Here is a 12074-nt window from a genome sequence, read left to right as displayed (position 1 = left end):
GAGGATGGGTTCCCATCATGAGCACCACGAAGAAGTTCACCGCCAAGCGCACCCTCGCCGCCTTCGCCATGGCCGCACTCGTCGCCACCCCGCTCGCCGCGTGCAGCAGCTCGGACAGTGACTCCTCGAGCTCGGCGTCGAGCTCGACGAAGTCGGCCCCGAAGCCGGTTGCCTCGATCGACGCTCTCCAGGGAGAGACCACCGCGATCGCCCTCGACAAGGGCTTCACCGACGCCCTGACCAGCCTCAAGCTCACGCCCGGTGTCGTCGGCACCGCGAAGCTCGAGTCCGGCTCGTTGATCTTCCCGATCACCGGCGGCAACGTCACGGTCTTCAAGCCGGGCGAGGTCTCGCCGTACGTCATCGGCCAGATCCAGCACGAGGGCTCCGGCCTCTCGCTGACCGCTGGCGACACCAAGGTCGAGCTGACCAACTTCAACGTCGACCCGGGCGTCTCCCGCGTCTACGGTGACGTGAGCGTCAACGGCAAGGTCGCCGCGACCAACGCGTTCCTCTTCCAGCTGGACGGTCGGACGCTCGAGCCCCTCAAGACCGAGGGTGGCAACGCCGTCCTGACCGGCACCAAGGTCGAGATCTCGGCGGACGCCGCACCGCTCCTCAACCAGACCTTCAACACCGACGCCGTCACGGCCGGGCTGCTCGTCGGGATCGCCACGATCACCGTCAACACCCAGTCCAAGTAGACCCTTCCGTTGGGTCAGGCGCCCGGGGACCTCACGAGGGTCCCCGGGCGTCCGGTCATTTCGGCGCGAGGGGAGAATGAGCCCATGGCTAGCAAGGCACAGCAGGCGCGCGACATCAACGACACCATCCGCTACACGATGTGGTCGGTCTTCCGGCTCGAGTACACGCTCTCCGACGACGAGGACGCCGACCGCCGTGCCGAGGGCGCGGAGGTCGAGAAGCTTTTCGCCGAGCTCGCCGAGGCCGACGTGGTCGTCCGGGGGGTGTACGACGTCTCCGGCCTGCGCGCCGATGCCGACCTGATGGTCTGGTGGCACGCGACGACGTCGGAGGAGCTGCAGGCGGCGTACAACCGCTTCCGTCGCACCACCTTCGGCCAGCGCCTCGCACCGGTCTGGTCGCAGATGGCGCTGCACCGCCCGGCCGAGTTCAACAAGAGCCACGTGCCCGCGTTCCTCACCGACGAGGAGCCCAAGAGGCACGTCAGCGTGTACCCCTTCGTGCGCTCCTACGAGTGGTACCTCCTCGAGGACGCCGACCGCCGTCGGATGCTCGCCGACCACGGCAAGATGGCGCGCGACTACGCCGACGTCCGCGCCAACACGGTGGCCAGCTTCTCGCTCGGCGACTACGAGTGGATCCTCGCCTTCGAGGCCGACGACCTCTCGCGCATCGTCGACCTGATGCGCCACCTGCGCGGCTCCGAGGCCCGTCGCCACGTGCGCGAGGAGGTGCCGTTCTACACCGGCGCCCGCGTCGGCATCAGCGAGCTCGTCGACCGCCTCCCGTAGCCGGGACCCGGCGCCTGCCGGCTACTTCGGGTCGGCCGGCTCCAGCGTCAGGCTGATCGAGTTGATGCAGAAGCGGTCGCCGGTGGGCGTGCCGTAGCCGTCGGGGAAGACGTGGCCCAGGTGCGAGCCGCAGTTGGCGCACCGCACCTCGACCCGCTTCATGCCGTGCGAGACGTCCTCGATGTACTCGATCGTGTCGCTGATCGGCTGGTAGAACGACGGCCAGCCGCACCCGGAGTGGAACTTGGTGTCGGACTCGAAGAGCTTGGCCTGGCAGGCCTTGCAGCGGTAGACGCCGGTGGTCTCGGTGTCGGTGTACTCGCCGACGAAGGCGCGCTCGGTCCCGGCCTGCCGCAGCACGGCGTACTCCTCCGGCGAGAGCTCCTGGCGCCACTCCTCGTCGGTCTTCTCCACGTTGTAGGCCATGAGCAGATCCTAGTTTCCGTGGCCAAGGCGTCACCTCCGGGGCGTTGACGCGTTGGGAGAACATGTGTTCACTGAACAACGTGGCAGGAACCAGGACGGTCTCGTGGGACCGGTTCCGCGACGCCGGGTCCAAGCTCACGACGCCGCTGCACCCCGACGACTACCTGCGGCTGCTCAACCCGCTGTGGACCCAGCGCGAGCTGCGCGGCCGGGTCGAGCGGGTGATCCCCGAGACCGAGGACGCCGCCACCCTGGTCATCCGGCCCGGGTGGGGGTGGCGCTACGACCACCGACCCGGTCAGTACGTCGGCATCGGGGTGCAGCTCGACGGGAAGTTCCACTGGCGCTCGTACTCGGTCAGCTCGCCGCCGCAGCGGCGCGGACGCACCATCGCGATCACGGTGCGGGCGATGCCGGAGGGGTTCCTCTCCGACCACCTGGTCCGGGGCCTGGCGCCCGGCACGATCGTGCGGCTGGCGAGCCCCAGCGGTGACTTCGTGCTGCCCGAGCCGCCGCCGGCGAAGATGCTCTTCCTGGTCGGCGGCAGCGGCATCACGCCGGTGATGGCGATGCTGCGCACCCTCGACCGGCGGGCCCGCAGCAACGCCCGGGCGATGCCGGACGTCGTCCTGCACTACTCGTCGCCGACGCCCGAGCGGATGATCTTCCGCGAGGAGCTGGCCGACCTGGAGCAGCGGCACCCGTCGCTCACCGTCCACCGGCTGCACACCGACACCGACGGGATGCTCTCGCTGAGCACGCTCGACACCGTGCTCGACGACTGGCGCGATCGCGACACCTGGGCCTGCGGCCCGGCGCCGATGCTCGACGCGGTCGAGTCCCACTGGGAGCAGGCCGGGCTCGCGGACCGGCTGCACCTGGAGCGGTTCTCGCTCGAGCTCGGCGGGGACGGCGGCGAGGGCGGCACGATCACCTTCCGGACCACGGGCCGCACCGCCGAGGTCGACGGCGCCACGACCGTCCTCGAGGCGGGGGAGACCGCCGGCGTCGGTATGCCGTACGGCTGCCGGATGGGCATCTGCCACACCTGCACGCTGACGCTCGTCTCGGGCACGATCCGCGACCTGCGCAACGGCAACGAGTTCTCCCAGCCCAACGAACAGGTGCAGACCTGCGTGACCGTCCCGGTCGGCGACTGCACCCTCGACATCTAGGAGCGACATGGCCATCTCGGACGTCAAGGAGTACACCCACCTCACCGAGGAGGAGGTCGAGCAGCTCGGACGCGAGCTCGACGCCATCCGTGCCGAGGTGGAGGAGTCGCGCTGCGACGCGGACGCGGCGTACATCAACCGGGTCATCAGGGTGCAGCGCGGCCTGGCCGCGGCCGGTCGGCTCACGCTGCTCGCCGGGCTGCAGTCGAGGAGGACGCGCACACCGGCTTGGATAGCGGGCGCCGGCCTGCTCGGACTGGCCAAGATCCTGGAGAACATGGAGATCGGCCACAACGTCATGCACGGCCAGTGGGACTGGATGAACGACCCGGAGATCCACTCCTCCAACTGGGAGTGGGACACCGCCCAGCCGGCCGAGCAGTGGAAGCACTCGCACAACTACATCCACCACCAGTTCACCAACGTGCTCGGCCACGACAACGACATCGGGTACGGCGTGCTGCGGATGGCGCGCGAGCAGAGGTGGCACCCGGTCTACCTCGGGCAGCCGGTCTTCAACGCACTGCTCGCCGGCCTCTTCCAGTGGGGGGTCGCCCTGCACGACCTCGACCTCGAGGCGATCCGCACGGGCAAGAAGGACCCGGTCGAGATGAGGCGGCAGCTGCGCCAGATCGCGCGCAAGGGCCGCAACCAGGTGCTCAAGGACTACGTCGTCTACCCGGCCCTGAGCGGCCGGCAGTGGAGGTCGACGCTCAAGGCCAACGCGACCGCCAACCTGACGCGCAACCTGTGGTCCTACATGATCATCTTCTGCGGACACTTCCCCGACGGAGCGCTGCACTTCACCGAGGAGGAGCTCGAGGACGAGACCCGGGCGGAGTGGTACCTGCGCCAGATGCTCGGCTCGGCCAACTTCGAGGGCGGCCGGCTCCTGCACGTGATGTCCGGCAGCCTCGGCTTCCAGATCGAGCACCACCTCTTCCCCGACCTGCCCAGCAACCGCTACCCGGAGATCGCGGTCAAGGTGCAGGCGCTCTGCGAGAAGTACGACATCCCGTACACGACCGGTCCGCTGCACCACCAGTACGGCCAGGCGCTGCGCACCATCATGAAGCTCTCGCTGCCGAACTCGATGACGTCCTCGGACAAGCCGGAGCCGCCGTCGCCGTCCGTCGACCGACGTCGTCGCACGGACGCCGAGCGACCGCGACGGCGTACCGAGACCGGCGGCTACTACCGGAGCCAGTCGGCATGAGCGTGCACGCGAGTCGCCACCCGACCCCCCGCACGATGGACCGCGCGTGGGTGACCCAGTGCGCGCTCAGCCGGATCTGCGGCGTCTGCGGGCGACCGCTCGGCCGGCCGATCGCCTTCGTCGGGACCGCGGAGGAGGTCGGCCGCAACGCCTTCCACCTGCCGCCCCTGCACGTCGACTGCGCCGACGGCCTGCTAGACGACTCGACCCAGCTCGTCCGGACCGCGGGGTTCGAGTTCGTCCGACCGGCCACGGAGGACGTCGACCGGCGACCGAGGTTCGAGCCGAACTCGCTGCTGTGACCGCTGACCCGGCTAGCGTGGGTCCATGCCCAAGACTCCCGCAGCCGAGGTCGACGCGGGCGGCCGCGCCGTTCGCGTCTCGAGCCCGGACCGGGTGATCTACGAGGCCACCGACAGCACGCCCGCGGTCACCAAGCTGATGGTGGCGGAGTACTTCGCCAGCGTCGACGACGGCCTGATGCGGGCCCTGCGCGACCGGCCGACCGCGCTCGAGCGGTGGACGTCCGGCGTACGCGAGGGGATGCGTCTGGCCACCGGGCCCCAGGACAAGGATGCCGACGCCTTCTACCAGAAGCGGGTCCCGAAGGGCGCTCCCGACTACCTCGAGACCGTCCAGGTCACGTTCCCCTCCGGCCGCACCGCCGACGAGATCTGCCCGACCGAGATCGCCGTGCCGGTGTGGTGCGCGCACATGGGCACGCTGGTCTTCCATCCCTGGCCGGTACGCCGGGCCGACGTCGACCACCCCGACGAGCTGCGGATCGACCTCGACCCCCAGCCGGGCACGACGTTCGCGGACGCGGTCCGGGTCGCCGGGGTGGCGAAGGAGCTGCTCGAGGAGCTCGGCATCACCGGCTACGCCAAGACGTCGGGCAACCGCGGTGTCCACGTCTTCGTGCGGATCGAGCCGCGCTGGGAGTTCACCGACCTGCGGCACGCCGCGATCGGCTTCGGCCGCGAGCTGGCGCGCCGCGACGACGGCGTGACGGTGGAGTGGTGGAAGGAGGAGCGCGGTGAGCGGATCTTCGTCGACTTCAACCAGAACAACCGCGACCGCACCATCGCCTCGGCGTACTCCCTGCGCCCGCTGCCCGGTGCGCCGGTCTCCACCCCGGTGACCTGGGCCGAGCTCGCCGACCTCAAGGACCCCCGGGAGCTCAACCTCTTCACGGTGCCCGACCGGGTGGCCGACGGGGACCCGTGGGCCAGCATCGACGACACGGCGTACTCGCTCGATCCGCTGCTGGCGCTGTGGGAGGAGCTGCCCGGCGGCGAGCTCAGCTTCCCGCCGGACTATCCCAAGATGCCGGGTGAGCCGCCCCGGGTGCAGCCGAGCAAGAAGGTCGACTCCCACTGGGACGCCGACGGCAACAGGCGCGACTAGCCCCACTCACCCCTACGGGTGAGCGAGGCCAGGTTTCGGTCCAGCAGAGCCCGGGCATCCCACCTGTGTATGCCCTGATCGACCCGACGAGGTGATGTCGATGCCCTCTCCGGCCAGCCCTTCTTGCACCGTGCGCGTGGGCCTGATCTCCGACCAGTCCATCGTGCGCGCAGGCGTGCGCAGCCTTCTCGGCCCGTACGCCGACCGGGTGACCCTGGTCGAGATCGGTCCGAACTCGGACCTCGGCGAGGCGCACGTGGTGCTGTACGACGTGCTGGGTCTGCACCGCGGCGGTGACCGCGACCTGGAGAAGGCGGTCAAGGCGCACCCGGGCCGGGTGCTCGCGATCTCTCGTGAGCTCCAGCCCGGGCTGGCCGCGAGGGCGCTCGAGATGGGCGCGGTCGCCTCGGTGTCCCTCGGCATCGACGACGCGGAGCTGGTGGAGGCGGTGGAGGCGTTCGCTGCCGGGCACCTCGCGGACGGCTCTCAGGCCGACCTCGACAACCAGGCGGACCGGCGCCGACAGCTCGGCCGAGGCGTGAACCTGTCGCTGCGTGAGCGGGAGGTCCTGAGCCTGATCGTCCGGGGGCTCTCGAACGGCGAGGTCGCCGACGACCTGTTCCTCAGCATCAACACGGTCAAGACCGTGATCCGGTCGGTCTACCGCAAGATCGGGGCCACCACGCGCGCCCAGGCCGTGGCCTGGGGTGTCGAGCACGGCTTCCCCACGGGTGGCTCCGCCACCGACAAGCGGTGACGCACCGCTGACCGGTGGCGGGTGAGATCACAGCAGCCCGCTGCCACCTTCGCGGACCGACCTCGGGGGAGGTGGCTCCGAGCGCGTGGCAACGGGCTGCTGCGGGGTGGTCGCACGCCCCCGAGCGTCCGGGGCGAGGGAGTCGCCCCTGCGACCGATGACCACACCATCGGTCGGCCGCGACCGGACCTGAGGGCTGGTCTAGAACACCCCGAGATGACAGAAGACCCGTCCGCCTTCAGGGCCGAGGCCGAGCGCGCGGTACGGGTCTTCCGGAACCGGCCGAGCGCTCCCCCCAGAGCTCGCGGATCCCCATGTCCCGCGACGGCCGGTCTTACATCCAGAAGACTAGGACCCGGACTCTCACAACGCGGCCACAAGAGATCCACAAGAGGGCAAGGGTTCGGCAACACGTTAGATTCGGGGCGTGCTGCTCGCCTTCGACACCGCGTCCCCGCTGGTCTCCGTGGCCCTGTACGACGCGGACCCGGATGAGGACGGGGTGATCCGCGGGGTCGTCACCGAGCACCTCGCCGCACGCCCGATGAAGCACGCCGAGCAGCTGGCCCCGCTCATCGACCTCGCGATGTCCACGGCCGGCATCGTCCGCCAGGACCTCACCGCGATCGCCGTCGGCATCGGCCCCGGCCCCTTCACCGGCCTGCGGGTCGGCCTGGTCACCGCGCGCACCCTCGGCTTCGTGCTCGACGTCCCGGTGTACGGCGTCTGCTCCCTCGACGCGCTCGCGGTGGAGGCCGTCGAGACGGGTGCCGTGACCGGCGACTTCGTCGTCGCGACCGACGCGCGCCGCAAGGAGGTCTACCTCGCGCGGTACGACGGCGCCGGCGCCCGCCTCGACGGCCCGCTGGTCGACAAGCCGGCGGCGCTCGCGACCGACGGGCCCGTGGTCGGACAGGGCGCGCTGCTCTACCCGGAGGCGTTCCCGCACCGGGTCGGCCCGGAGGCGCCGAACGCCGGGTGGCTCGCCCGGTGCGTCGCGGAGGAGCGGGCCGAGCTGAGCGACCCCGAGCCGCTCTACCTCCGCCGCCCGGACGCGGTCGCGGCACACGCGCCCAAGACCGTCTCGTGAGGGTCCGGGCCGCGACCCCCGACGACGTGCCCGCCATCGCCGACCTCGAGGTCGACAACCTCGGGGCCGACGCCTGGTCGGAGGGCCTGGTGCGTGAGGGCGTGCTCGGCAACCTGCCGACCATCAGCTACCTGGTGGCCGAGGCGGACGGCGCCGTCGTCGGTCACGCGACCGCCAGCGTGGTCGCCGACATCGCCGAGCTCCAGCGGATCGCGGTCGATCCGGCGCACCGGCGTACCGGCCTGGCCTCGGAGCTCCTCGACGCCGTGGTCGCCGTGGCCCGGGCGGGCGGCGCCGACCGGCTGCTGCTCGAGGTCCGCGAGGACAACGCGGGCGCGATCGCGTTCTACGCCGCCCGCGAGTTCGTCGAGGTCGACCGGCGCCGCCGCTACTACCGCGACGGCGCCACGGCCGTGGTCATGCGCCGCGGCCTGGGCCACGGCTGCGGCGGTCAGGGCAGGTAGTACGTCGGGTTCGGCAGCTTGTAGGACCGCTGCGCGTGGCCGCCGATCAGGTCGCTGAACTGGTCGCCGAAGTTCGCCACGACCTTCAGTCCCAGGTCGCGCTCGACGTGCCTGCGGGTCTGCGACTTGTACTCGATCGTCGTGCACTTCGCGGCCGCGCAGGTGATGTACGCCGGCTGCTGGCTCGCGCCGACGCCGGTCCACTTGGTGAAGTAGAGGCCCGGGGTGAAGGCGCCGTCGTACAGCCTGTTGAGGTTCGCGATCGTCGCGGCCTTCTGGTTGTCGTTGCGCCCCGTGAGGCCGACGATCCTGCAGCCGCCCCGCTGTGCCGCCCTCACGACGCGCGACATCGTCGGCGTCGCCGGGAAGCGCTGCTCCTGGACCCACACGTCCTGCAGGGCCGGGTGGAAGTTGAACTTCATGGCCGCGTCCTCCATGTCGTAGGTCCACAGCGTGGTGTCGTCGGCGTCGAGGACGATCGCCGCCTTGCGGTGGTGCCTGGTGGCGGTGCGGCACGACTGCTGGACCTTGCCCGCCCACCGCTGGGTGAGCGTGCTGAGCTCGGAGATGTACGGCGAGCTCGTCTTGTCGGCGATCCCGTTGGTGGCCCGGTAGTACGTGCGGATCGTGGACTTCACCGAGTCGATGTTGGGGATGCCCTCGCCGCCCTGCGTGCGACCGCTCGAGCCGTCGGGCCTCATCGTGAAGTGCGTGCGGGGCGTCAGGCGACGGTCGCTGCGGGGTGCGCCGGCGAGGTCGGCGCTCGGCAGGTAGTACGTCGGGTTGGGCAGCTTGAGGGTCCTGTCGGCGTACCCGCCCTGGAGGTCGGACCACTGGTCGCCGACGTTGAGCGCGATGTCGTAGCCCAGGTCCTGCTCGATGTGCTTGCGGGTGCCCGCCTTGTACTCGACCGTCGTGCAGGTCGCGACGCAGGTGACGTACGCCGGCTGGTCGGCCGGCGTGGCCCACTTGGTGAAGAAGTTGGCGTTGTCGAAGCCGGTGTAGCCGACCCGGCTCAGGTTGCGGAGCGTCGCGTCCTCCTGGGCGGCGCCGCGGCCGGTGAGTCCGAAGACGGCGTACCCCTTGGCCCGCACAGCGCTCACGAAGTCGACCATCGAGGGGGTGGCGGGGAAGCGCTCGCCCTGCACCCACTCGTTCTGGAGCGCGGGGTCGAAGCTGAAGTGCATCGCCGCGTCCTCCATGTCGTAGGTCCACAGCGTCGTGTCGTCGGCGTCGAGGACCACGGCCCGGTGCGCCGACGGGTCGACGGCCGGAAGGTGGGAGAGAGCGCGGGACGTGATGCCGGCCAGCTCGGAGATGTACGGCGAGCTCGTCTTGTCGGCGATGCCGTTGGTGGCGTTGTAGTAGACGCGGATCGTGGACTTCACCGAGTCGATGTTGGGGATGTCCTCCCCGCTGGCCCGGGCGCCGGTGGAGCCGTCGGCGGCCATGGTGAAGTGCGTGTGGGGGGCCAGTCGCTCCCAATGATGGGCGCGCCCGGCCTCGGCGGCCGGCACGGTCCCGGCGACGACGAGGGCCACGGCGGTCGTGGCGACGAGGGAGCAGGCGGCGATGCGTCCCGAGACGGGCATGGACACTCCTGGGCGGTCAGGTGGTCTGGACCACCCGAAGATACCCCCGACCGTCACGGATGGAGCGTCGCGCCCTTGAGGATCTTGTCGACGGCGTTGCGGGGGGCGTGCACGGCGAGCCCGACCAGGTCGAGCTCGTCGCCACGTACGGCGGCCACCGCGGCGCGGTTGTCCTCGTCGTTGCCGGTGCGGAAGAGGTCGGTCGTGAAGACGCCGACGGTCTCGCCGCGTCGTACCGCCCGCTCGTGGGCCGTGCGCAGCATGGCCGCGTCGCCCTGGAAGACCATCACCGGCAGGCCCAGCATCGCGAGGTACGCCGTGCCGTCGGCGTCGCCGTACGGCTCGCCGACCAGCTGCGGCCACGCGTGCGTGATGCCGCTGACCAGGAACGCGGTCGCGTTCAGCCGCTGCCACGTCTCGAGGTCGTCGCGGAGGAGGATCGCGATCTTGGTGTCGGGCTTGGTGTCCCGCTTGGTCTCGTCGGCCATGGGGTCCACCGTGACGCTCGGCGTACGCCGCCGTCTTGTACGTTTCTGACATGCCTGCGCGGCCGACCATCCGGGCCTGGCACCCGCCCGTCGCCGGGGTGTCGGAGGTGCTGCACGCGCACTTCCCGGAGCACGCCTACCCCTCCCACACGCACGGCACCTGGACGCTGCTGCTCGTCGACACCGGCACGGTCCGCTACGACCTCGACCGCCACCAGCACGGCGCGCTCGGCGACCGGGTGACGCTGCTGCCGCCGCACGTCGCGCACGACGGCCGGTCGGTCGAGGCGACCGGCTTCCGCAAGCGCGTGGTCTACCTCGACGAGGGCGTGCTGGACGTCGCGCGGATCGGGGCCGCGGTCGACCGACCGGGGTGGGCCGACCCTGCCCTGCGCGGCGCCGTCCACCGGCTGCACGGTGCCCTCCAGCGGGTCGGCGAGGAGCTGGAGGCGGAGGTGCGCCTCGAGCTCGTGGTCGACGGACTGCGGCAGCGGCTCGACGGCGCGAGCACCCCGGCCGTCGTACGCCGGGACCCGCCGCTGGCCCACCGACTGCGTGAGCTGCTGGACGCAGCCGTGGTCGAGGGTCTCTCGCTGCCGGTCGCGGCCCGCGCGCTGGGCGCGCACCCCACCCACCTGGTGCGGGCGTTCGGCGCCGAGTTCGCGATCCCGCCGCACCGCTACCTGACCGGCCGCCGGCTCGACCGGGCCCGCCGGCTGCTGCTGTCGGGGGAGCGCGCCGCCGACGTCGCGGTCGCCGTCGGCTTCCACGACCAGGCCCACCTGACCCGACACTTCCGCCGGCTGCTGGGGGTCACCCCCACGGCGTACGCGCGGTCGGCACAATGATCCCGTGAGGAACCCGTGAGCGAGCCCCTGATCCTCGGCATCGAGACGTCCTGCGACGAGACCGGGGTCGGCATCGTGCGCGGCCACACGCTGCTCGCCGACGCGGTGGCCAGCAGCGTCGAGGAGCACGCGCGCTTCGGCGGCGTGGTGCCCGAGGTCGCCAGCCGGGCGCACCTCGAGGCCATGGTGCCGACCATCGAGCGCGCCTGCGAGACGGCCGGCATCCGGCTCACCGACGTCGACGCGATCGCGGTCACCAGCGGGCCCGGTCTCGCCGGGGCGCTGATGGTCGGCGTCGCCGCGGCCAAGGCGCTGGCGGTCGGGCTGGGCAAGCCGATCTACGGCGTCAACCACCTCGCCGCCCACGTGGCCGTCGACCAGCTCGAGCACGGCCCGCTGCCGGAGCCCTGCCTGGCGATGCTGGTCAGCGGCGGTCACTCCAGCCTGCTGCGCGTCGAGGACGTCACCGTCGGGGTCGACCCGATGGGGGCGACCATCGACGACGCGGCCGGCGAGGCCTTCGACAAGGTCGCGCGCCTGCTGGGGCTGCCGTTCCCCGGTGGGCCGCACATCGACCGCGTCGCCCGCGAGGGGGACAGCGTGTACGTCGACTTCCCCCGCGGCCTGACCGCCCGGCGCGACCTGGAGCGGCACCGCTTCGACTTCTCGTTCTCGGGGCTCAAGACCGCCGTCGCGCGCTGGGTCGAGGCGCGGGAGCGGTCCGGGGAGCCGGTGCCGGTCGCCGACGTCGCCGCCAGCTTCCAGGAGGCCGTCTGCGACGTGCTCACCCGCAAGGCGGTCGACGCCGCGCGCAGCGAGGGCATCGAGGACATCCTGATCGGCGGCGGGGTGGCGGCCAACTCCCGTCTGCGCGCGATGGCGACCGAGCGCGCCACCGCCGCCGGCATCCGGGTGCGGGTCCCACGACCGGGGCTGTGCACCGACAACGGCGCGATGGTGGCCGCCCTCGGCGCCGAGATGGTGGCCCGCGGCCGTACGCCGTCCGCCCTCGACCTGCCCGCCGACTCCTCGCAGCCGATCACGACCGTCCTGGTCTGAGCCGGGATAGTCCCTGACGTTCGCGGCCCCTTCGGGGCGCGTCCAGGCCCGACGCG

At 71.4% G+C, this 12074-nt stretch carries 14 protein-coding genes; 11 read left to right on the top strand and 3 right to left on the bottom strand.

Annotated elements, in window-relative coordinates; translation table 11 throughout:
* Positions 1-17 precede the first annotated feature (17 nt).
* Both N542_RS0105650 and hemQ read left to right on the top strand, forming a co-directional pair.
* Complete coding sequence (locus N542_RS0105650) at positions 18-704, top strand: hypothetical protein (protein ID WP_028643088.1); 687 nt, start codon at positions 18-20, stop codon at positions 702-704.
* Between the two features lie 84 nt (positions 705-788).
* A complete protein-coding gene (hemQ, locus tag N542_RS0105645; RefSeq protein WP_036506548.1) occupies positions 789-1496 on the top strand; it encodes a hydrogen peroxide-dependent heme synthase in 708 nt (235 codons plus the stop codon).
* 21 nt (positions 1497-1517) lie between these two features.
* On the opposite strand, the gene msrB is transcribed toward hemQ, so the two are convergent.
* Positions 1518-1922 (bottom strand): peptide-methionine (R)-S-oxide reductase MsrB, encoded by a 405-nt coding sequence (msrB, locus tag N542_RS0105640; protein WP_028643086.1) that lies wholly within the window; start codon positions 1920-1922, stop codon positions 1518-1520.
* A gap of 80 nt (positions 1923-2002) precedes the next feature.
* Here msrB and N542_RS0105635 point away from each other — a divergent pair, with 80 nt between their 5' ends.
* The 7 genes from N542_RS0105635 (at position 2003) to rimI (ending at position 8031) form a co-directional block, all read left to right on the top strand.
* Positions 2003-3097, top strand: a complete 1095-nt coding sequence (locus N542_RS0105635) for a ferredoxin reductase (RefSeq protein ID WP_197025868.1) — start codon at positions 2003-2005, stop codon at positions 3095-3097.
* A 7-nt stretch (positions 3098-3104) separates the two neighbouring features.
* Positions 3105-4313: a fatty acid desaturase family protein gene (locus N542_RS0105630; protein ID WP_028643084.1), complete on the top strand. Its 1209-nt coding sequence runs from the start codon at positions 3105-3107 to the stop codon at positions 4311-4313.
* Positions 4310-4615 carry a hypothetical protein gene (locus N542_RS0105625; protein WP_155992861.1) on the top strand — a complete coding sequence of 102 codons (306 nt, stop codon included), beginning with the start codon at positions 4310-4312 and terminating at the stop codon, positions 4613-4615. The genes N542_RS0105630 and N542_RS0105625 overlap by 4 nt, the downstream gene beginning before the upstream one ends.
* A 25-nt stretch (positions 4616-4640) precedes the next feature.
* On the top strand, positions 4641-5720 hold the full coding sequence (locus N542_RS0105620) for a DNA polymerase domain-containing protein (protein WP_028643082.1): 1080 nt from the start codon (positions 4641-4643) through the stop codon (positions 5718-5720).
* 100 nt (positions 5721-5820) lie between these two features.
* Positions 5821-6477, top strand: a complete 657-nt coding sequence (locus N542_RS0105615; RefSeq protein ID WP_028643081.1) for a helix-turn-helix transcriptional regulator — start codon at positions 5821-5823, stop codon at positions 6475-6477.
* Between the two features lie 427 nt (positions 6478-6904).
* Positions 6905-7567, top strand: a complete 663-nt coding sequence (gene tsaB, locus N542_RS0105610) for a tRNA (adenosine(37)-N6)-threonylcarbamoyltransferase complex dimerization subunit type 1 TsaB (RefSeq protein ID WP_028643080.1) — start codon at positions 6905-6907, stop codon at positions 7565-7567.
* The gene (rimI, locus tag N542_RS0105605; protein WP_028643079.1) at positions 7564-8031 is read left to right on the top strand and encodes a ribosomal protein S18-alanine N-acetyltransferase; all 468 of its coding nucleotides are present in this window, start codon (positions 7564-7566) and stop codon (positions 8029-8031) included. The genes tsaB and rimI overlap by 4 nt, the downstream gene beginning before the upstream one ends.
* Here the strand turns inward: rimI and N542_RS23580 are convergent.
* Both N542_RS23580 and N542_RS0105595 read right to left on the bottom strand, forming a co-directional pair.
* Complete coding sequence (locus tag N542_RS23580; RefSeq protein WP_051551426.1) at positions 8019-9623, bottom strand: HAD family acid phosphatase; 1605 nt, start codon at positions 9621-9623, stop codon at positions 8019-8021. The two genes, rimI and N542_RS23580, sit on opposite strands and share 13 nt — an antisense overlap.
* A gap of 53 nt (positions 9624-9676) precedes the next feature.
* Positions 9677-10111, bottom strand: a complete 435-nt coding sequence (locus tag N542_RS0105595) for a DUF2000 domain-containing protein (RefSeq protein ID WP_028643078.1) — start codon at positions 10109-10111, stop codon at positions 9677-9679.
* 50 nt (positions 10112-10161) lie between these two features.
* On the opposite strand from N542_RS0105595, the gene N542_RS0105590 reads away from it, so the two are divergent.
* Positions 10162-10959: an AraC family transcriptional regulator gene (locus N542_RS0105590; RefSeq protein WP_028643077.1), complete on the top strand. Its 798-nt coding sequence runs from the start codon at positions 10162-10164 to the stop codon at positions 10957-10959.
* Positions 10960-10974: 15 nt separating this feature from the next.
* Entirely contained in the window at positions 10975-12018 is a 1044-nt protein-coding gene (tsaD, locus tag N542_RS0105585; protein WP_028643076.1) for a tRNA (adenosine(37)-N6)-threonylcarbamoyltransferase complex transferase subunit TsaD, read from the top strand.
* The last annotated feature ends 56 nt before the right edge of the window (positions 12019-12074 follow it).

Source organism: Nocardioides sp. URHA0020 (assembly GCF_000620705.1).
GTDB lineage: Bacteria > Actinomycetota > Actinomycetes > Propionibacteriales > Nocardioidaceae > Nocardioides.
Note: the sequence above shows the minus strand (reverse complement) of the source record. Positions and strands in the feature narration are given on the sequence as shown.

Coding starts and splice junctions, on each gene's coding strand:
- N542_RS0105650 (WP_028643088.1), top strand. CDS start 18: ATGAGCACCACGAAGAAGTTCACCGCCAAGCGCACCCTCGCCGCCTTC.
- hemQ (WP_036506548.1), top strand. CDS start 789: ATGGCTAGCAAGGCACAGCAGGCGCGCGACATCAACGACACCATCCGC.
- msrB (WP_028643086.1), bottom strand. CDS start 1,922: ATGGCCTACAACGTGGAGAAGACCGACGAGGAGTGGCGCCAGGAGCTC.
- N542_RS0105630 (WP_028643084.1), top strand. CDS start 3,105: ATGGCCATCTCGGACGTCAAGGAGTACACCCACCTCACCGAGGAGGAG.
- N542_RS0105625 (WP_155992861.1), top strand. CDS start 4,310: ATGAGCGTGCACGCGAGTCGCCACCCGACCCCCCGCACGATGGACCGC.
- N542_RS0105620 (WP_028643082.1), top strand. CDS start 4,641: ATGCCCAAGACTCCCGCAGCCGAGGTCGACGCGGGCGGCCGCGCCGTT.
- N542_RS0105615 (WP_028643081.1), top strand. CDS start 5,821: ATGCCCTCTCCGGCCAGCCCTTCTTGCACCGTGCGCGTGGGCCTGATC.
- N542_RS23580 (WP_051551426.1), bottom strand. CDS start 9,623: ATGCCCGTCTCGGGACGCATCGCCGCCTGCTCCCTCGTCGCCACGACC.
- N542_RS0105595 (WP_028643078.1), bottom strand. CDS start 10,111: ATGGCCGACGAGACCAAGCGGGACACCAAGCCCGACACCAAGATCGCG.
- N542_RS0105590 (WP_028643077.1), top strand. CDS start 10,162: ATGCCTGCGCGGCCGACCATCCGGGCCTGGCACCCGCCCGTCGCCGGG.